The sequence below is a fragment of the Streptococcus pseudopneumoniae ATCC BAA-960 = CCUG 49455 genome (assembly GCF_002087075.1).
Taxonomy (GTDB): Bacteria; Bacillota; Bacilli; order Lactobacillales; family Streptococcaceae; genus Streptococcus; species Streptococcus pseudopneumoniae.
In genome coordinates this window covers 24,875-45,265 of the sequence record NZ_MWSM01000001.1, presented here as the reverse complement: position 1 = coordinate 45,265, position 20,391 = coordinate 24,875, and the positions used below count along the sequence as shown (strand labels likewise).

Here is a 20,391-nt window from a genome sequence, read left to right as displayed (position 1 = left end):
GTGCTTTGAGCAGCCTGCAGCTAGTTTCCTAGTTTGCTCTTTGATTTTCATTGAGTATAAAATAAGCAAATCAGTAAGAAACCCACGACAAGATAATCCTGACGCGGGTTGTAGTTTCAACAAATGTCAATTGACCTGACTAGCAATCTGTAAGAGTGCCTTTTCAAAAAGGAAACCTTTTTCATAGAGTCCTGTCTTAATCTGATAGTCTGTCTCAATCAAGTAGGAAATTACTTGCTTCAAAAAGCTCAAAGAAAGTCCTCTTGAATCTCTCAGCGCAAACTTGATTTGATAGGGATTAGGATTGCGTCCGAGAAAACTTCCTAGACTACTTGCAATCTGAGATTCTGTTTGCCCAGACTCCGCCAAAATCTTCACCTGAGTAAAAGTCCGAAATTGTCCTAGCATGACTGCAATCAGTTTGATTTCATCTTCACCTTGCAAGGTCAAATCTCTAACCAAATCGCGCGCCTGATCCATCTTTTTAGTCAGAATAAACTGAGTTAAATCAAAAATATTGTCCTGTAAGGTCTTGGGAATTGCGTTAACAATATCCTCTTCCTCGATAACAGAGTCTTCCTTATAGGACTGTAAAAAGAGGAGATTTTTCTGGATTTCGCTAAATTGAAAACCCGACTTGACGAGAAGATTTTCAAAAGAATTATTGGTAAACTGCAGACCTTCTTTCTGGCTCCACTTTTGGAAATACTGGCGTAATTCTTGTTCTTTGGCTTCTACTGCATCAAAGACCTTGGCATCACGCTTAAGTAATTTTACCAGCCGTCTTTTGCTATCCAGCTTTCCTTCCGCAAAGATCAACAACTTGGTTGTTGGTGAAGGGTTATCAAGGTATTCCTCAAACGACTTGAGTTCATCATCTGTTAAAAAGCGTTTCTTGGCTGTTGTGATATCTACAAAATGGTCTAATATCACGATTTTCTCATCCGCAAAGAAAGGAAGGCTGACTAACTCCAGTTCCACATCCTTGTAGACCACTTCTTTCATATCAAAGTAGGCAAAGTTGAGATCAGCAGAATCATAGCCAATCTGTTTCAATACTTGACTCTTCATCACTTCAAACTGACCCTGATCTGTCCCTGTAAAAAGGCTCAGGCTAGGTAAATTTGATAAAGTCAACTTCTGACTCTCTTCAATGGCTAGCATCTTCTCTCCTTTCTTCTGATTTTTCGATTTAATTTAGTCAATATAGCGCAATTTCCCACGGAAATCTTCTAAGCTCTCGTATCCTTTTTCCGCCATGATTGCTTTTAGTTCATTGGTAATGCGGTCAAAGGCACCGACGCCTTCTTTGTGAAGGGTGGTTCCCACCTGCACCATACTCGCTCCACAGAGAATATGTTCAAAGGCATCACGACCAGTCAACACGCCACCTGTTCCAATGATTTGGATCTGGGGATTTAAGCGTTGATAAAAGGCGTGAACATTAGCTAAAGCAGTTGGTTTGATGTATTCTCCACCAATTCCACCAAAACCATTCTTAGGCCGAATAACGACAGATTCGTCTTCTATATAGAGGCCGTTTCCGATAGAGTTAACGCAGTTGACAAACTTGAGCGGATACTTGTTGAAAATAGCTGCCGCTTGGTCAAAGTGAACAATATCAAAATATGGTGGCAATTTAATTCCAAGAGGTTTGGTGAAGTAGGCAAACACCTCTGCCAAAATCCGGTGTGTTGTCTCAAAATCATAGGCAATCTGAGGTTTACCTGGAACATTTGGACAGGAAAGATTTAGCTCAGTCAGACCACGAAAATCACTCTCTTGGACTTTTTTCAAGATAGTATGGGTTTCCTCTGGAGACATTCCAACCAGAGATAAGAAGAAAGTTCGGTTTGGCTCTTTTTCCTGTAAATCCAAAAGATAATCCAAATAATAGTCTAAGCCCTTATTTGGTAAGCCCATAGAATTGATAGAACCAAGTGGGACATCTTGATAGCGTGGCTCAGGATTTCCCTGACGAAAGTCCAAGGTTGCTGTCTTAGTAACAAAGGTTCCTGCCGCTGAGTTTTTGACCTCTTCTAACTCCTCTATCGTCATACAAGCCACACCTGCTGCATTCATCAAGCAATTGTCAAACTCAAAACCAGCAATTTGTGTTTTCGTTGATACCATGATTCTAATCCTCCAGATTCTTTTTATTGCTAATATTATACCATAATTTTAATTCTAGGTTTACTAGATTCTGTGGTTCTATCTATTTATTCGGAAAAGAAAGTCTAGTGCAGAAGTCATGTTATGGAAACAGCTAGTGTATTGGAAGTTTGAACAAGACTTGGGTCACAGACTTTTGAATGAAGTCCAAGCAACAAGGAGAAATCTCAACCATGAGTCCATTCCATGACTCTGTTGCTCTAGAAAACCTTGCAATAGTCAAGTGATAACGAATAAAACTTTGGATTGAAATATCTCCATGATTATCTATTACGAGGAGAAATCTCAACCTTTGGCATTTTTAAAGAAATACATGTAAATCTCTACTTTCGCAAAATGGATTTTCAGAACAGTATCCCAGTATAGTTAAAAACTATAAAAAAGAGAGGAAGTCCCCCTCTTAAGATTTTATTTGACTGCTTCTTTTAAAGCGTCTACCTTGTCCAAACGTTCCCATGGAAGGTCAATATCTGTACGTCCCATGTGTCCATAAGCTGCTGTTTGACGGTAAATTGGACGCTTGAGGTCCAGCATTTGGATAATTCCTGCAGGGCGAAGGTCAAAGATTTGACGGGCTGCTTTTTCAAGCTTGCTTTCAGCTACTGTTCCTGTACCGAAAGTATCGATACGAACAGAAACAGGTTGGGCAACACCGATAGCGTAGGCCAATTGAACTTCTGCCTTCTTAGCAAGACCGGCTGCAACGAAGTTCTTGGCAATATAGCGAGCTGCATATGAGGCAGAACGGTCCACCTTAGTCGCATCCTTACCAGAGAAGGCACCACCACCATGACGAGAGTAGCCACCATAAGTATCTACAATAATCTTACGACCAGTCAAACCTGAGTCCCCTTGAGGACCACCGATTACAAAACGACCTGTCGGATTGATAAAGAATTTTGTCTTATCATCGAGATAAGAAGATGGAATAACTTCTTTGATGACCTTGTCAATCACATCTTGATGGATTTGTTCATTAGTAGCCTCTGGATCATGCTGAGTAGAAATAACGACTGTATCTACACGTACCGGACGGTCATTTTCATCGTACTCAACTGTAACTTGTGATTTTGCATCTGGACGGAGATAGCTAATTTCTCCAGATTTACGAAGTTCTGCCAGACGACGAACCAATTTATGACTGAGTGAGATTGGCAATGGCATGAGCTCTTCTGTTTCATCCACTGCAAATCCAAACATGAGCCCTTGGTCTCCAGCACCGATCAAATCAAGTGGATCTTGGTCTGCATTTCCACGAACCTCCAAGGCTTCGTTAACACCTTGGGCAATATCTGGTGACTGCTCAACAAGTGACGGATGAACTCCCACTGTCTCAGCAGAAAAACCATATTCTGTATTGGTATAACCAATCTCTGCAATGGTATCACGAACCACACGGTTAATATCCACATAGGCATTTGTAGAAATTTCACCAAAAACGTGGACGGAACCAGTATAGACAGCTGTCTCAGCAGCAACGTGCGCCTCTGGATCCTCTGCTAAAATAGCATCCAAAATCGCATCTGAAATTTGGTCTGCAATCTTATCTGGATGCCCCTCAGATACAGATTCAGACGTGAATAATTTACGTTCTGACATAAAAATGTCCCCCCTTAAAAATAGTGTTATAGAGTTACAAAGTACTGGTAGGAAAACTCTTAGTGATAAATGCCTACCATCTTATCGGGACTATATAACTTTATCATTATACCATTTTTTAGCGCAATTTGCAGTCTTTAATGTGATATTTCGGTTTAGATAGTTCGTTCTCATAAAGCAAAAAGTTGGAGTTCAGTACTCCAACAATTTCTATTAAAATGTTTGGCGTTTCGCTTTACGCTCTGCACGACCGCGAGCGCGATTTTCAGCACGCTTGGTTTTGCGGCGCTTTTCATCAACCGCCCATTGAATTTTCTTCTTATAACCCGGTTTGACTTTTTTCTTTTTCTTTTTGACCAGACCAATCATTTCAATATCAAGCTTATCTTGCTTCTTCTCACGATTAGCACGACGATCACGGTCATAGGTATCTTGGAATTCTCCATCTTTGACCATCTTAGGAGTAAACTTGATTCCCAATTTCTCCAACTCACGGATATCCGAGTCATCACTTGGCTGATAAAGGGTAATGGCTGTGCCTGGTAGGCCATTTCTTCCAGTACGACCAACTCGATGAACAAAGAAGGACAAATCTTGCGGAATGGCATCATTGATGACATGGCTGACACCTTCAATGTCAATCCCACGCGCTGCCAAGTCTGTTGCGACAATGTACTCAAAATCCAGATTTTTCACCTGATTCATGATACGCTTGCGCTCACGAGGGGCAATATCCCCATGAATTTTTGCCACCTTCAAGCCTTGAGCAGTCAGGTAAGAATGCAATTCATCAGCACGCGTTTTAGTGTTAACAAAAATCATTGCCAAATACGGTTGCATCAACTGAGTCAACTGGTAAATTTGAGCATTCTTATCACGTCCCTTAGTAGAAATCAACCAATTATCAATGGTATCAGAAATGATCGTTTTGGTCTTGATTTTCTCCATAACTGGATTTGATAAGTATTTTTTCAAGAATGGTTGCAGTTTTTGCGGAATAGTCGCTGAGAAGACCATGAATTGCAAGTCTTTTGAAAGACTGCCAGCAATCTTATCAACAGTTTCCAAGAATCCCATATCCAAGGTCATGTCTGCTTCATCAACAACAAAGGTCTTGGCCTTGTGAATAGCCAAATCACCGGATTTAACCAAGTCGTAAATACGGCCTGGTGTTCCAATAACAATATGAGGCTGATCGCTTGCCAATTTCTCAATCTGACGAGCCTTATCCGTACCACCCACATAATTAACCACACGAACTTCCACGTCTGAGTGGGCAGCAATCTGACGGGCTGCTTGGTAAATTTGAGTAGCCAACTCACGACTCGGTGCAGTAATCACTGCCTGTACACTATCGCTAGCTTCATCTAATTGCTGGAAAATCGGTAACAAGAAAGTGTGAGTCTTACCTGAACCTGTTTTTGATTCTCCAACCAAATCTCTACCTGCCAAAACAATAGGAATCAATTTGTCTTGCACCTCTGTTGGAGCTGTAAATTTTAACTCCTCCAAGGCCTCTCTAATATAGTTTTTAAATTGAAATTTCGTAAATGACATAATATCCTCTATTCTATCTATCTTATCAATTATACCATATTTTATTCCATTACAGTAGTCTCACTTATTTAGGCTATTTCCAGTAGCTTCTCTAATAATAAAAAGGCTAGAATTTCATGGTTCCAACCTCTTTTCATACTCAATGAAAATCAAAGATCAAACTAGGAAACTAGCCGCAGGCTGTACTTGAGTACGGCAAGGCGACGTTGACGTGGTTTGAATTTGATTTTCGAAGAGTATCAGTTATTATTTCCAGTTTAAAATAGCACTCAAGCCATAGTGATCACTGACTTGTGGACTCTTGTTACCATCAAATACGACATGTAAATTTTCCACCGCTAACTCTTTGGTAGTAAAGACATAATCGATTCGAAGGGGTTCAGTGTTCCCTTTCCAGCCATCAATTTCTGGTGGAACGGTATAGCTACCGCTTTTCTCTTGAGCAACTTCAAAAGCGTCTTGTAAGCCTAATGGACTAGCCAAAATAGCTTGGTAGCCTTCCTGTCCAGCTGGGTTGTTGAAATCTCCAGCTAGTAAAAGTGGCTTGTTCAATTCTTTCAAGACATTCTCAAATCGTGCCCATTCTTCTTGGAAACCTTTATCCCACCAAGAAAGGTGGACACTTGCAACTGCAAGCTCCTTACCATCAACTACAGTTTCAGCCAAAGCAACACGACGAGTATGATAGTCTGTTGGATCATCCACATCTGAAACCAAAATTTCTCTGGCTTCAATAGGTTTTTTAGACAAGATAGCTACACCTTCATGGTAGCGATCATAACCGATATGGTTATAGGCCCAAGTCCAGTAGTAATTTTTCCCTTGCTCAGACAACTTTTCAACCAAGAGTCTAACATAGTGATCTTGGTGAATAGGCTCAGCTGCTGGCAAAGCTTGATAAAGGTCATTAACCTCCACCTCTGGCGAAGTGATCTCCTGATTGATTTCTTGGAAACAAATCAAATCATAGTCTTTTTCAAGAATATCCTCAAGCAAAATCTGGAATTTTTCCTCAGCTTCTTTTTCCATCCAACTATGAGTATTGAGTGTTAAAAATTTCATTCTTTTCTCCCAAAATAAGAGGTTGGAATACAGCTTCCAACCTCAAGTATATTACAATTCTACTTTAGCAACTGCTGTTTTAGCTGCAAGAGAACCTGTTTTTTCTAATTTAACTGATTTAATTGCATCACCATTTGTGAAGACAACTACTGTTGAAGTTTCACGTCCTGCTGCACGGATAGCATCCAAGTCAGCTGTGACAAGGAGATCTCCTGCTGCAACTTTTTGTCCTTCAGCAACATGAACTGTAAATGGTTTACCTTCAAGACTTACTGTGTCCAAACCAATGTGAACCAATACTTCAAGACCTGATTCAGTCACAATACCAAGAGCATGTTTTGTTGGGAAGATGCTTGATACAGTACCTGAAACTGGAGATACAATGTTTCCATTTGCAGGTTCTACTGCAAATCCATCACCCATCATTTTTTGAGCAAATACTGGATCTTTTACTTGTTCCAAAGCAACAACTTGACCGTCTGCTACTGAGTAAACTTCCTCAGTAAGACCTTTGAAGTGAACAGTGTTTTGTTGTGCTTCAGTCATTTGGCTTGGAAGAGTTTCAGGAATGATTTCACCTGAATCAAGGATATCTTGGATATCAGATTTCAATACGTCAGCTTTTGGTCCGTAGATAGCTTGAACCCCTTGTCCTTTCATGACAAGACCCATAGCTCCTTCTGCTTTCCATTGCTCTGCATTTCCTACTTTATCTGCATCTTTAACAGTTACACGAAGACGAGTCATACATGCGTCAACATCAACGATATTTGCACGTCCACCAAGAAGGTTGATGATGTTTACAGCTTGAGAGCCTGCTGCAACTTTCACTTCGCTACTAGATTCTTCTGAACCTTCAGCAGTTTCGTAGTTTCCGTTACGCCCTGAAGTTGCGTAGTTGAATTTTTGAATCATGAAGTTTGCGATAAAATACATGATTACGGCAAAGAGAACAGTTACCCAAACGAAGTTAATGATATCCATACCGATACCAGCACTGATTGCAATAGGTGTACGAGTCAAGAACTCGATTGAACCGAATGAGTGCATACGTAGGTTTACAACGTCAGCCATAGCGAAGGCAGCACCTTGAACAAGTGAGTAAACAAGATACATAGGTGTTGCAACGAACATGAACATGTATTCGATTGGTTCAGTAACCCCTGTCAAGAATGTTGCAAGAGCTGTCGCAATCATCATACCTTTATATTTGTGTTTCTTGTCAGCATCGACATTACGGTAGATAGCCACGATCACACCCATCAAGATACCGAATGAACCGATCATTTGTCCAACTTTAAAACGAGCTGGGTGAACAGTATCTAACAATTGTTGGTAGTGACTTGCATCTGTACCTTTGAGGTTTACAAGGTCTGTTACCCATGCAAGCCATAGTGGGTCTTGACCGAATACTTGAGTACCTTTAGCTGCACCAGTTAAAATGTCATAAGTACCACCAAGAGCTGTGTAGTTCATTGGGATAGTCAACATATGGTGAAGACCAAATGGCAAGAGCAAACGTTCCAAAGTACCATACAAGAATGGTGCAAGGATTGGTGCAGTTTCTTGTGAGTTGGCAATCCAAATACCAAAGCTATTGATACCAGTTTGCACAAGTGGCCAGAAAGCTGAAAGTAGAATTGCAGCAATTACTGAACGAAGAATAACTACAAATGGTACAAAACGTTTTCCGTTAAAGAATGAAAGTGCATCAGGAAGCTTACGGAAGTTATAGTATTTATTGTAAGCAGTTGCTCCAATAAAACCAGAAATAATCCCTACGAATACACCCATGTTAAGTGCTGGAGCTTCCATAACACTAATGAAGTAATCAGCAACTTTGATTGATCCACCAAAGAGAGTTGTTACCATAGCTTCTGGATTCTTCAACATGTCTCCTGATACACCAAAGATTGTACCAGTGATACGGTTGATTAGGATAAAGGCAAGACCTGCCGCAAACGCACCACCAGCACGTTCCTTAGCCCAGCTTCCTCCAATAGCGAGGGCAAACAAGATATGAAGGTTAACGATAACCCCCCAACCGATTTGCTCTAGGACACCACCAGTAATAACGAGTGGAGCAAAGTTAGGGTTAATCATCACGATAGACTTACCGATTGAAATCATCAAACCAGCAGCCGGCATAACCGCGATAACCACCATCAAAGCCTTACCGAATTTTTGCCAAAATTCGAAAGACAAGACATTTTTGAATGTATCTTTCATCATTCAAATCTCCTTTATTTAGGCAAACGTTTTACGAAAACGTTTGCACCTTTTATGATTTAATTATACCACTTTAATTTTTTTTGTAAAGGCTTTTATTCAAAAAAATCCTCTTTTTTCAAAAATTTTCTAGGTGCTAAATTTCAAGTTCAAATTAGCCATCAAGAATCTTCTCTGAGCAACTTCTTTATACTCTTCGAAAATCTCTTCAAACCACGTCAGCGTCGTCTTACCGTATATATGTGACTGACTTTCTACAACCTCAAATCAGTATTTTGAGCATCCTGTGGCGAGCTACCTAGTTTGCTCTTTGATTTTCATTGAGTATTAGAAGTCCCTTTTCTAAAATTTTTGTAGCAAAAAAGGAGATTTTACAACCTCCTCATAAAAGTAATTATTTTACCTAAATTTTCAAGAATCGACGCATGGATATTCCTGATCCCAGTGAACCAATAAAAATTCCAATCACAAATAGTAGGGCAATCATCAACGGACTAAATAAATCTGGACTAATCATAGATAGATTTTGTCCTACCAACGATTTGTTAACAGATTGGTAAACCATTTGATAAACAATAAAGACCAAAACAGATGGTGCGATAGCTCCCAATAAACCGATAAAGGCTCCTTCTAACAAGAACGGTCCACGAATATAACTGTTTTTAGCTCCGACCAAGCGCATGATTTGAATTTCGCGACTGCGGGAAATAATAGTAATACGAATGGTATTTGAAATCAAGAAAACTGCGACAAAAATTAACAAGGCAGCAATCCCTAGTCCCCAAACACGGATAAATGAAGCTAACTTGAAGAGTCTTTCTGTATTGGCACCGCCATCTTGAACCTCAGAGACACCTTCAATTTTTTTAGCATCTTCGGCTATAGTTTTTACATCATTTGGAGTATTTGCCTCTACAATATAGGCATCATAGAGAGGATTGGCATCTCCTTCAAAGATTTTCCAGTTATCTCCCATTGTCTCGGTTAACTTTTCATATTGTTCTTCTTTACTTGAAAAGGTAACACTCTTAACCGTAGACATGTTCTTCAAAGAATCATATACCTTGTGGTAGTCATTATTTGTAACAGTTTGACCTTCTTTTTCAATTGTCTGACTGTTATCTTCCACATCCTTTCGGATATAAACTACTACACGGACATTATTTTCAATATCTGTAGCTAGTTTCGCTGTATTAAAAATAACAGATGCAAATATTGCCACCAAGGTCAAAGTAATCATGACTGAACTGACAGCAGCTACTGTCATCCAACCATTTCGTTTCAAACTTTTTAAGGCTTCAAATAAATGGCGAAAAAATCTACTAATCATCGTATCCATACTCTCCTTTTGATTCGTCACGAACAACACGGCCATTTTCAATGGCAATGACACGGTGGCGCAAGGTATTTACAATCTGGCTATTATGAGTCGCCATCAAAATAGTTGTCCCTTGTAGGTTAATCCGTTCCAAGAGATTCATAATTTCCCATGAATTATCAGGGTCCAGGTTTCCTGTTGGTTCATCGGCTATCAATACTTTTGGATTGTTTACAATAGCACGTGCAATCGCAATCCGCTGTTGCTCTCCACCTGAGAGCTCATTTGGGAAAGAACGAACCTTGTGCTTCAACCCAACCAAGTCTAAAACTTCCATCACACGTTTTTTGATATTACGGCGATTTTCCCCGATTACTTCCATAGCGTAAGCAATATTTTCATAGACAGTTTTCTTTGGTAACAATTTATAATCCTGGAAGACAACCCCAACACTACGACGTAGAAGCGGGACATCTTTCTTTTTGATCTTAACCAGATTAAAACCAGCAACTGATAGGCTTCCTTTATCGATTTTTACTTCACGATACAGAGAACGAATAAAGGTTGACTTCCCTGCTCCTGAAGGTCCTACGATGTAAGCAAATTCCCCCGGTTGAACGCTGACCGAAACACCGCGTAGGGCAGTCGTTCCGTTGTCGTATTTTTTAACGACATCTCTCATTTCAATGATTGACATGTGAGTTCCTTTCTATCTTAGCTGATTCGCCACTTGAGATAGGCATCGATAAAACCATCTAGGTCTCCGTCCATAACCTTATCTACCTGAGCAACCTCAAAGCTAGTTCGGTGATCTTTTACCATAGTATAAGGAGTGAAGACATAAGAACGGATTTGGCTTCCCCATGTGATTTCTTTTTTCTCACCCTTGAGGGAATCTACCTCCGCAGCTTTCTTTTCTTGCTCCATTTGATAGAGCTTAGCCTGCAACATCTTCATGGCACGATCTCTATTTCCATACTGGGTACGATCCACTGTTGATTGAACAACAATTCCAGTTGGAATGTGGGTTAAACGTACACCTGTTGAAACCTTATTGACATTTTGTCCACCGGCACCACCTGAACGGAAGGTATCCATCTTGATGTCATCTTCCCGGATTTCCACTTCAATGGTATCGTCCAACTCAGGCATCACTTCTACGGATGTGAAAGATGTATGGCGACGTTTGGCAGAGTCAAATGGTGAAATTCGCACCAAACGGTGTACCCCCATTTCTGACTTGAGAAGACCATAGGCATTAGGCCCTTCAAATGATAAGGTTACTGACTTGATACCAGCTTCATCCCCTGCTTGGTAATCCAATACTTCCACTTTAAAGCCTTTAGCATTACCATAACGAGTATACATACGAAGCAACATATCACCCCAGTCCTGAGCCTCAGTACCACCAGAACCTGGATGGATTTCCAAGATGGCATTGTTGTGGTCATAAAGTTCTGACAAGAGTAGAGTCATCTCATAGCTGGTCATCATCTTATCAAGTTCGGCTAACTGCTCTACCAGTTCTTCTTGAACTGACTCGTCTTCAGCTAAAAAGTCCAATAAAATTTCGACTTCATCCTGCAACTCTTCCATTTTGTGGAAGGTGTTATAGGTGTTTTTTAATTCATTTAATTCTTGCGACGTTTTTTGGGCCGCAATATTATCATTCCAAAAATCAGGTTCTGTCATCTTGTTTTCCAAGATGGCAATCTCTTCCTCTAGCCCTTCGAGGTCAAAGAGACCCCCTGAAAGAAGCTAATTTTTCACGATTTGCGTCAATTTTTTGACGGATTACTGAAATGTCCATAAATACTCCTTTTTTACATCATTTCATTATAGCATATTTTATCATTTCTTTCCATCTTTTGCTATAATCCCTTTTTTATGAAAAAAGAAGCCTTTCGGCTTCCCTTCTTACAAGACTTTTGCTGAAGTGCGAGTGATTTCTTCCACTTGAATACCATTTGCTTCAAATTTTTCTTTCAAGGCTGGTAAATCAATTGATCCATCGATTTGCACTTCGATAATGACCTTACCATCCTTACGCGGAATATTGACTGTATGGGAGATATTCAAATTTTCTTCAACGATTAGAGAAACAATCTTACCAAGAACGCCAACTTCATCTTCTGTAACAAAGCGCACACGAATTCCTTCTTCTCCATAACCAGCAATTTCAAGAAAGGCTTGGAAAACGTCACGGTCCGTAATAACCCCATAGACTTGATGGTTATCTACTACAGGAAGAATACCAATCTTGTTTTTCAACATCAGATAAGTTGCATCTTCTAGACTCGCATAGCCTGAAACAGTGACAACATCGCGAATCATGACATCTTTTACTTTTGTCTTATTTAGAAGATAATTCATCTCATAGATAGAAAGACTGGTTGCTTTTGATGGGCTAGCTTGGGCAACGGTTCCCTCAGTTACCAAACCAACCAATTGATCATTTTCAATAACAGGCAAGCGGTGCAACCCTTGCTCTCTCATCAAATCTGCTGCATGAGATACTGTTGTATCTGGACTAATATAAACTACCTTGCGGGTCATAAAATCTTTAACTGCCATGAGACTTCTCCTTTTCTATTCTTATCCCTATTATACAATCTTTTTGCAAATCTATCAAACGCTTACATTTCTTTTTCAAAATTCAGAAAAGTATGAATAACCTAGCAAAAAGAGCTCTGAAATCGAGCTCTGTGAATGAAGGTAAGATACGTTTCATTCGATTTTTTCAATTATTAGAAATTAACCTTTTAATGTAGATGATGATTACTTCGTAATCTCCATCTGCAACCTAAACTAGTCTCCCAGACTAGTTTAGCCACCTAGATATGCTTTTCTGACTTCTTCTGATGAAGCGAGTTCTTTTCCTGTTCCTGATAGGACGATTTTTCCTGTTTCCAATACATAGCCTCGGTCAGAGATTGCAAGTGCTTTATTGGCATTTTGTTCAATCAAGAGGACGGTTGTTCCTTGTTGCTGGATATCTTGAATGATATCAAAAATCTCTTGGATAAAGATTGGGGCAAGTCCCATTGATGGTTCATCTAAAAGAAGAAGTTTTGGTGTTGACATAAGAGCGCGTCCCATGGCAAGCATTTGTTGTTCCCCCCCTGAAAGAGTAGCTGCATCTTGGTTCTTCCGTTCTTCAAGACGTGGGAAGCGTGAAAAGACCTTCTTCAAGTTAGCTTGATTTTCTTCACGATTTTTCTTCAAAAAAGCTCCCATTTCAAGATTTTCCATAACAGTCAAGCCAGGAAAGACGTGGCGTCCTTCTGGAACTTGTGAAAGACCACCTGCCACGATTTTCTGAGCCGGCATTTTTTGGATTTCTTGACCTAAAAATTCAATCTTTCCAGAGCTTGGTCTAACCAAACCTGACAAGGTACGGAGAATGGTTGTTTTACCAGCACCATTGGCACCGATAAGGGAAACAACTTCTCCTTCATTCACTTCAAAGCTTACATCACGGACTGCTTGGATCATACCGTAATGCACAGAAAGATTATCAACTTTTAACATAGACATTAGGCTTCACCTCCTAGATAAGCTTCGATAACGCGTTTATTGGTCTTAATTTCGTCTGGAGTTCCTTGAGCAATTAAACGACCATATTCAAGTACGTAGATACGTTCTGTAACTTCCATGACCAGATTCATATCGTGTTCAATCAGCATGATTGTAATCTTAAATTCATCTTTGATGCGACGAATTAACTCAGTCAATTCCGCTGTTTCCTGCGGGTTCATACCTGCGGCTGGTTCATCTAAAAAGAGAATTTTAGGTTCCGTAGCGAGGGCACGAACAATTTCCAAACGACGTTGTTGTCCGTAGGCGAGGTTTTTAGCAAGAGTCTCTGCATCACCATCTAAATCAAAGATTTTCAGCAATTCTAAAGCTTTAGATTTTAATTCTTTTTCACTCTTGTAAAAAGCTGGTAAGCGTAAGAAACTAGCAAAAACATGTTGTTTGTGATGGTTGGCAAAGGCAATCAAAACATTGTCCAAAACGGTTAAATCTTTAAAGAGACGGATATTTTGGAAAGTACGTCCAAGTCCTAAAGAAGCAATCTTATAAGGTGCCTTTCCATTCAAAAGGTGACCATCTAGGGTTACTGTTCCCTCGCTTGGTTCATAAACACCCGTCAAGAGGTTGAAAAGAGTGGTTTTCCCAGCTCCGTTTGGACCGATTAGTCCAACCAGTTCCCCTTCGTTCAATTCAAGAGTCACATCTCCAACAGCTGTTAGACCGCCAAAATGTTTGGTTAACTGTTTTACTTCAAGTAATGCCATTAGTTTTATTCCTCCTTCTTAGATTTTTTAAAGAAACGTGATAGGCTCAATTCCCATGTTCCAAGGAGTCCACCTGGTCTGAAAATCATTACCAAGACCAAGGCCAAAGCGTAAATAATCATACGCACACTAGCTACGTCTTGGAGAAGCATATTCAAAATTCCCAGAACAATAGCCGATACAATGGCACCTGTAATGGAACCAAGTCCACCAAAGACAACAATAATCAAAACGTTGATTGAGTTGATGAAAGTGTAATCTTTCGGTACAACTGAACCGATAAATCCTGCCTGAAGTGACCCTGCAATACTCGCAGTAATGGCACCAAAGACAAAAGCGATGATTTTAATTTTAGTCGTATTAACCCCAACTGACTCAGCAGCGATTTCATCCTCACGAACAGAGAGGGTTGAACGACCAATTGGACTACGCAAGAAGTTCAAGGTTGCAATGGTTGTAATCACAACAAAGAAGTAAACCATTTGCCAAGTTGTAAAGTTTGGAATTCCCAAGATACCTGCCGCACCATTTGTAAGGCTTCCGCCATTGATGATAAAGATACGGATAATTTCAGAAACACCTAGAGTTGCTACTGCAAGATAGTCCCCCTTCAAACGCAAGGTTGGAATTCCGACAAGCAAGGCAACTGCTCCTGAAAGTAAAGCCCCTATCAGCATGGCTCCAAAGAAGGCACCGTAGGTTGGTGATTTAGAACCAATAATAGCTGCTGCATAGGCACCAATCGCCATGAAACCAGCATGACCAAGTGAAAATTGTCCTGAAAAACCAACGATTAAGTTGAGACCAACAGCCAAAATAATATTAATTCCAATTTGTTGTAAAATCTGTACATAGAATAGATTGAGTACTCCGACTGAAACCAATACACTAATCAAGCCATAGCCAGCTAATAAAAGGAGTAACCATAGAATATTAACTTTTAAATTTTCCTTCATCGCTTACACCTTCTCTTTCACATTTTTACCAAGGATACCAGCTGGGCGGACAATCAAGATCAACAACAAGATTCCATAAACAATGGCATCACGGAAGTCTGACATCCCAAAGGCTGTCGCAAAAGTTTCTAATAGACCAATCACAAAGCCACCAAGAGCCGCACCAGGAATGATTCCGATACCACCAAGTACCGCGGCAACGAAAGACTTAAGACCTGGAGTAACCCCCATCAAAGGCTCAAGAGAGTTATAATAGAGGGCAATCAGAACACCAGCCGCACCCGCAAGAGCTGAACCCAAAGCGAAGGTAAAGCTGATCGTACGGTTTACATTGATCCCCATCAATTGTGCCGCATCGCTATCTACAGATACAGCACGCATGGCTTTCCCCATCTTAGTCTTTTGGACAATGACCTGTAACAAAATCATCAAAATCAAGGAAATGGCCAAGATCATTAACTGCACGTTTGTTAGGCTAACTGGTCCCAAATCATAGCGAACTGTTTGAATCGCTTGAGGAAAGGCACGAGTATTGGCACCAACCAGATAGACCATGCCATACTCCAATAGGAAAGAAACCCCAATAGCTGTAATCAAAACAGCAATACGAGTAGAGTGACGCAAAGGTCGGTAAGCAAGGAACTCAATCACGACACCAAGAATAGCTGTCGCTAGCATGGCTACAATAAGAGCTACAAAGAAATTCATTTGGAAAGAATTGATCAAGAAATAACCGATAAAGGCTCCCATCATATAAATATCACCATGGGCGAAGTTGATGAGCTTGATAATTCCGTAAACCATGGTATATCCTAGTGCTAACAGCGCATAAACACTACCTAGAATCAAACCATTTACTAGTTGTTGGAGCATAAGATTCACTCTTTCTATTTATAATTCCGAGGGTTTTCCCTCACTTTTTGATAGGTTCTTAAACATCGAAACAGGGAGTGAGTCCGAGGCTCATTCCCTATTTCAACATTTTTCTATTATGGTTTTACAACTTCTGCTGCTTCAACCTTACCATTGTTCATGGTCATCATGTAAGCAGTTTTGACTGTGTTGTGGTCTGCATCGAAGCTTGTTTGACCAGTTACACCTTCAAAGTCTTTTGTTTTAGCAAGATTATCCTTGATTTCACCTGAGTTTTTAGCACCTTTTGCTGCGTTTGCTACAAGGTGAACTGAGTCATAAGCCAAGGCTGCAAATGTTGAAGGCTCTTCATTGTACTTAGCACGGTAAGCGTCAAGGAAGGCTTTAGCTTTAGCTGAAACTTCTACAGTAGTTGAGAAGCCTGAGATAAAGTAGATGTTTGATGCTTTTTCAGCAGTTGCTTGTTGTACAAACTCCTCACCGTTAAATCCATCACCACCAACGATTGGTTTGTCAATTCCCATGCCACGCGCTTGGTTTACAATCTTACCAGCCTCATTATAGTAACCAGGAACAACGATAGCATCAAAGTCTTTCCCTTTCATTTTTGTAAGGGCTGCTTGGAAGTCTGTGTCACCTGCTACGAAAGTTTCATCTGCAACGATTTCACCCTTGTATGACTCGCGGAAAGATTTGGCAATCCCTTTAGCATAGTCACTGGCATTGTCAGTGTAAAGAACAACTTTCTTAGCATTTAATTTTTCAGAAACATAGTTTGAGATAATTTTTCCTTGGAAGCTATCTTGGAAAGTTCCAATAAAGAGGTAATCTTGACCTTTAGTCAATCCATCTTGAGTCGCACTTGGTGAGATCAATGGAACACCTGCTTTTGTAGCGTTCGCTACCGCAGCTGCAGTCGCACCAGATGTCGCAGGTCCTACGACTGCTGATACTTTAGATTGGGTTACAAGGTTAGTTGTAACTGAAGCAGCCTCAGCTGTTTCAGACTTATTATCTTTATCAACTACTTCGATTTGTTTTCCATCGATACCACCTGCGGCATTGATTTCATCAACAGCCAATTGGGCACCTTTTTGTTCAGCTGTTCCGTATGCAGCTAAAGAACCTGATTCTTCAAAGTTAAACCCGATTTTAATTGTCTTTTCCTCTACTGAGTTACCAGCAGTGTTGACTGCTCCAGACTTCACTTCTCCACAGGCTGCAAGAAGTGCTACACTTGCAAGCGCCACAAACGATAGGGCAAATTTTTTCTTCATCTTTTTTGTCTCCTTATTTCTTAAATAGTCTGTTAAGAATATATCGAATTATCAGAAAATTGTCAACACTTTTCTTTAAATTTTTATCTGATAACGTTTTCCTATCGGTAAAGGTTGCCCACAAAGGGTGTTTCCAGTTCTTGGATATGACAAACTCTGACTTTTTTGATAAACTTTTCCTTGCTCAAGCGCCCGACCAATTGCTCCACTTCTTGAGTTGGAACATAGAGTTGTAAGTAACGATGTTTCTTGGAATGATAGGTAATATCTCCATAATCCTGCAGTTTTTTGGCATCACGATTATAGTAAAGATAGATAATCAAGCCAGATCGATTGACTTTTTCAAACATGATAAATCCTCTTTCTAAGAAATCTCTCCCTATTATACCAAAAAAAGCAAACCCAGTCGAGTTTGCCTCCTTTGATTATTAGTTCAATGAATTGTTGGCCATGATTTCATCAATGAAGCCATATTCAAGTGTTTCTTGGGCGCTCATCCAGTTATCGCGTTCTGCATCTGCATGGACTTTTTCGATTGACTGACCTGAATTTTCAGCCAAGATTTTTTCCAAGGTTTTACGAGTTTTAAGCAAATGTTCTGCAGCGATAGCCATATCAGTTTGTTGGGTACCACCACCTGTACCACCCATTGGTTGGTGAATCATATACTCTGCATTTGGAAGCATGAAACGTTTGCCTTTTGCTCCACTTGATGCGATGACCGTCCCCATAGATGCTGCCATACCCATAACGATGGTTTGGACATCTGCCTTGATAAAGTTCATGGTATCAACGATTGCCAAACCAGCTGAAACGGAACCACCAGGTGTATTGACATAAAGGTAAATATCTTTTGTACTATCTTGGGCATCCAAGAAAAGCAATTGGGCAATAACAGAGTTAGCCATATTGTCTTCAACTGGACCTGTCAGCATAATGATGCGGTCTTTAAGAAGACGTGAGTAAATATCGTAGGAACGTTCTCCACGGCTTGTTTGTTCAATAACTACAGGAATCATTCATTTCTCCTTTTGAGTTTTAATTTTGTTGGTCAAATGACTGAAGATAAGACTATTATAATATCTTGGTCAAAAAAGGTCAAATTTTTGCTCTGCTTTCATTAGACAGAAACAAAAACCCAACCTCCTTTCGTGACTAGAAATACTTTTCCAAGTCATTCTTCTTTTCGATCTTATTTTGTACCGAACAAGCGGTCTCCAGCATCTCCAAGACCTGGAACGATATAACCGTGTTCGTTCAAGCGTTCATCCAAGGCTGCTGTAAAGATTTCTACATCTGGATGAGCTTCTTGAAGGGCTTTTACACCTTCTGGTGCTGATACAAGGCAGACAAATTTAATATTTGATGCGCCACGTTTTTTAAGTGAGTCAACGGCCAAGATTGCTGAGCCACCTGTTGCCAACATTGGATCTACTACAAAAATTTGACGTTGGTTAATGTCCTCAGGCAATTTCACCAAATACTCAACTGGTTGAAGTGTTTCTTCATCACGGTACATACCGATGTGGCCAACTTTAGCAGCTGGAACCAAGCTCAAGAGACCATCAACCATCCCGATACCTGCACGCAAGATTGGAACGATAGCCAATTTCTTACCTGCTAATTGTTTTTGAACTGTTTTTGTAATTGGTGTTTCGATTTCCACATCTTCTAGTGGAAGATCACGAAGTACTTCATACCCCATCAACATTGCAATCTCATCTACTAGCTCACGAAAAGCTTTTGTAGAAGTATCTGTACGACGCAAAATTGACAATTTGTGTTGAATCAGCGGGTGATTAATAACTTCAATTTTTCCCATTTTTGGAATTCCTTCTTTCAATTTATTCTTCTTATTATACCAAAAAACGGTTTAAAAATCTTTCTAAACCATTTATTTTTGATAATTTTTACATTAGATCAGCCTCTTTAAGAGCTTCCTGTACTGTCTCAAGTGGTAAATGGGTCAATTCTGTCCCTTTTTCTTGATAAAGGTATTGGGCGTAGTCATCCATTCGGTACTGGTTGATATAAACCACGCGCTTGCAACCAACCTGCAATAATTGTTTGGTACAGTTGAGACAAGGAAAATGGGTTACATAGGCTGTAAAACCTTTAGGAACACCACGCTCAGCCCCTTGAAGAATGGCATTAACCTCAGCATGAAGGGTGCGAACACAGTGTCCTTCAATGACCAGACATTCGTGATCAATACAATGCTCGGTACCTGACACCGAACCATTATAACCAGTGGAAATAACCTTATTATCCTTAACCAGAATTGCGCCCACTTTGGCACGTTTACAAGTGGAACGATTGGCAATTAGTAATGCTTGGGCTGCAAAATACTCATCCCAGGCCAGTCTTTTTTCAGTCATCTCTTTTCTCCTATTTCTCTATTTTTTAAAAAATGGTAACCGTAAATCCGCTATCTTTTCAGCAGGTACCTTCATGCCATCCTTGATCCATTTTAAAAGGACTGAGACGATGGCTGAACTCCAGAAGGAATGAAGATAAGAGCTGACACCTTTTGATTTCCCATGGTATTTTTCTAGAAATTCCTGCATGGCTTGGACAAAGATTTTTTCCAGATGGTAATCCAAGGCCAATTGAATCACTCTAACTTCCTTTCTGGCCTCCCGGAAAAGGTGAACCCAAACCAAATAAAGGTCTGTCTTTAAATCGTAATGATGCAGCTGTTCCATAATATTGTGGACAGTTCGTTTAAAGACGCTCTCTAAAATTTCCTCTTTGGAGTCATAATTGCGATAAAAGGCCGCACGCGAAACACCTGCACGTTTGACCAATTCAGAAATACTAATCTTGGTCAGTTCCTTTTTTTCCAAGAGTTGCAAGAGGGCTGTTTCAATGGCTTCTCTGGTTAATAAATTGGATTCTTGGTTTGATTTTCTGAGATTTTCAAGAGACTTTTCAGAGATTCTACGTTCAGACATAACATTTTCTTTCTACTTGTCACAACAGACGGATGATGCTTTTGTTTCAAGGGTTTTCATGATATAATTGTAAAAAAAGACAGAACCTTTGTC

The 20,391-nt window shown here is 40.1% G+C and carries 20 protein-coding genes; all 20 read right to left on the bottom strand.

All coding sequences use genetic code 11. The features are described 5' to 3' along the window. Positions 1 to 126 precede the first annotated feature (126 nt). Positions 127 to 1,164, bottom strand: a complete 1,038-nt coding sequence (gene holA, locus B4W83_RS00260) for a DNA polymerase III subunit delta (RefSeq protein WP_000879648.1) — start codon at positions 1,162 to 1,164, stop codon at positions 127 to 129. Between the two features lie 33 nt (positions 1,165 to 1,197). Beyond that, positions 1,198 to 2,133, bottom strand: coding sequence for a dihydroorotate oxidase (locus tag B4W83_RS00255; RefSeq protein WP_083022200.1), 936 nt, complete (start codon positions 2,131 to 2,133; stop codon positions 1,198 to 1,200). Between the two features lie 447 nt (positions 2,134 to 2,580). Further along, positions 2,581 to 3,771, bottom strand: coding sequence for a methionine adenosyltransferase (gene metK, locus B4W83_RS00245; protein ID WP_000003909.1), 1,191 nt, complete (start codon positions 3,769 to 3,771; stop codon positions 2,581 to 2,583). A gap of 213 nt (positions 3,772 to 3,984) precedes the next feature. Next, positions 3,985 to 5,328: a DEAD/DEAH box helicase gene (locus B4W83_RS00240; RefSeq protein ID WP_007284750.1), complete on the bottom strand. Its 1,344-nt coding sequence runs from the start codon at positions 5,326 to 5,328 to the stop codon at positions 3,985 to 3,987. Between the two features lie 246 nt (positions 5,329 to 5,574). Next, positions 5,575 to 6,390: an endonuclease/exonuclease/phosphatase family protein gene (locus B4W83_RS00235; protein ID WP_000670821.1), complete on the bottom strand. Its 816-nt coding sequence runs from the start codon at positions 6,388 to 6,390 to the stop codon at positions 5,575 to 5,577. Positions 6,391 to 6,441: 51 nt separating this feature from the next. Continuing rightward, positions 6,442 to 8,622, bottom strand: a complete 2,181-nt coding sequence (locus tag B4W83_RS00230) for a PTS transporter subunit IIBC (RefSeq protein WP_000974058.1) — start codon at positions 8,620 to 8,622, stop codon at positions 6,442 to 6,444. 400 nt (positions 8,623 to 9,022) lie between these two features. After that, positions 9,023 to 9,949: a permease-like cell division protein FtsX gene (ftsX, locus tag B4W83_RS00225; protein ID WP_000625541.1), complete on the bottom strand. Its 927-nt coding sequence runs from the start codon at positions 9,947 to 9,949 to the stop codon at positions 9,023 to 9,025. Further along, entirely contained in the window at positions 9,942 to 10,634 is a 693-nt protein-coding gene (gene ftsE, locus B4W83_RS00220; protein ID WP_000022265.1) for a cell division ATP-binding protein FtsE, read from the bottom strand. Before ftsE ends, ftsX begins: the two co-directional genes overlap by 8 nt. 17 nt (positions 10,635 to 10,651) lie before the next feature. Beyond that, a protein-coding gene (prfB, locus tag B4W83_RS00215) for a peptide chain release factor 2 (RefSeq protein WP_142246423.1) occupies positions 10,652 to 11,747 on the bottom strand; the annotation gives its coding sequence in 2 pieces (ribosomal slippage) (positions 10,652 to 11,674 and positions 11,676 to 11,747; 1,095 coding nt in all). A gap of 107 nt (positions 11,748 to 11,854) precedes the next feature. Then, positions 11,855 to 12,511 carry a CBS domain-containing protein gene (locus B4W83_RS00205; protein WP_000268678.1) on the bottom strand — a complete coding sequence of 219 codons (657 nt, stop codon included), beginning with the start codon at positions 12,509 to 12,511 and terminating at the stop codon, positions 11,855 to 11,857. 252 nt (positions 12,512 to 12,763) lie between these two features. Then, positions 12,764 to 13,474, bottom strand: a complete 711-nt coding sequence (locus tag B4W83_RS00200) for an ABC transporter ATP-binding protein (RefSeq protein ID WP_000062201.1) — start codon at positions 13,472 to 13,474, stop codon at positions 12,764 to 12,766. Beyond that, positions 13,474 to 14,238: an ABC transporter ATP-binding protein gene (locus tag B4W83_RS00195; protein WP_001185994.1), complete on the bottom strand. Its 765-nt coding sequence runs from the start codon at positions 14,236 to 14,238 to the stop codon at positions 13,474 to 13,476. The genes B4W83_RS00200 and B4W83_RS00195 overlap by 1 nt, the downstream gene beginning before the upstream one ends. A gap of 5 nt (positions 14,239 to 14,243) precedes the next feature. Beyond that, a complete protein-coding gene (locus tag B4W83_RS00190; protein ID WP_000662285.1) occupies positions 14,244 to 15,194 on the bottom strand; it encodes a branched-chain amino acid ABC transporter permease in 951 nt (316 codons plus the stop codon). A gap of 3 nt (positions 15,195 to 15,197) precedes the next feature. Next, positions 15,198 to 16,067 carry a branched-chain amino acid ABC transporter permease gene (locus tag B4W83_RS00185; protein ID WP_000941427.1) on the bottom strand — a complete coding sequence of 290 codons (870 nt, stop codon included), beginning with the start codon at positions 16,065 to 16,067 and terminating at the stop codon, positions 15,198 to 15,200. Between the two features lie 116 nt (positions 16,068 to 16,183). Next, positions 16,184 to 17,344 carry an ABC transporter substrate-binding protein gene (locus B4W83_RS00180; protein WP_000726146.1) on the bottom strand — a complete coding sequence of 387 codons (1,161 nt, stop codon included), beginning with the start codon at positions 17,342 to 17,344 and terminating at the stop codon, positions 16,184 to 16,186. Positions 17,345 to 17,445: 101 nt separating this feature from the next. After that, positions 17,446 to 17,694 (bottom strand): YlbG family protein, encoded by a 249-nt coding sequence (locus tag B4W83_RS00175; protein WP_000462126.1) that lies wholly within the window; start codon positions 17,692 to 17,694, stop codon positions 17,446 to 17,448. Positions 17,695 to 17,772: 78 nt separating this feature from the next. Continuing rightward, positions 17,773 to 18,363: an ATP-dependent Clp protease proteolytic subunit ClpP gene (clpP, locus tag B4W83_RS00165; RefSeq protein WP_000613465.1), complete on the bottom strand. Its 591-nt coding sequence runs from the start codon at positions 18,361 to 18,363 to the stop codon at positions 17,773 to 17,775. A 173-nt stretch (positions 18,364 to 18,536) separates the two neighbouring features. Further along, positions 18,537 to 19,166, bottom strand: coding sequence for a uracil phosphoribosyltransferase (upp, locus tag B4W83_RS00160; RefSeq protein WP_000515975.1), 630 nt, complete (start codon positions 19,164 to 19,166; stop codon positions 18,537 to 18,539). An 88-nt stretch (positions 19,167 to 19,254) separates the two neighbouring features. Continuing rightward, a complete protein-coding gene (locus tag B4W83_RS00155) occupies positions 19,255 to 19,722 on the bottom strand; it encodes a deoxycytidylate deaminase (protein ID WP_000136974.1) in 468 nt (155 codons plus the stop codon). 18 nt (positions 19,723 to 19,740) lie between these two features. Continuing rightward, the gene (locus tag B4W83_RS00150) at positions 19,741 to 20,298 is read right to left on the bottom strand and encodes a TetR/AcrR family transcriptional regulator (RefSeq protein WP_000004147.1); all 558 of its coding nucleotides are present in this window, start codon (positions 20,296 to 20,298) and stop codon (positions 19,741 to 19,743) included. Between the last annotated feature and the right edge of the window lie 93 nt (positions 20,299 to 20,391).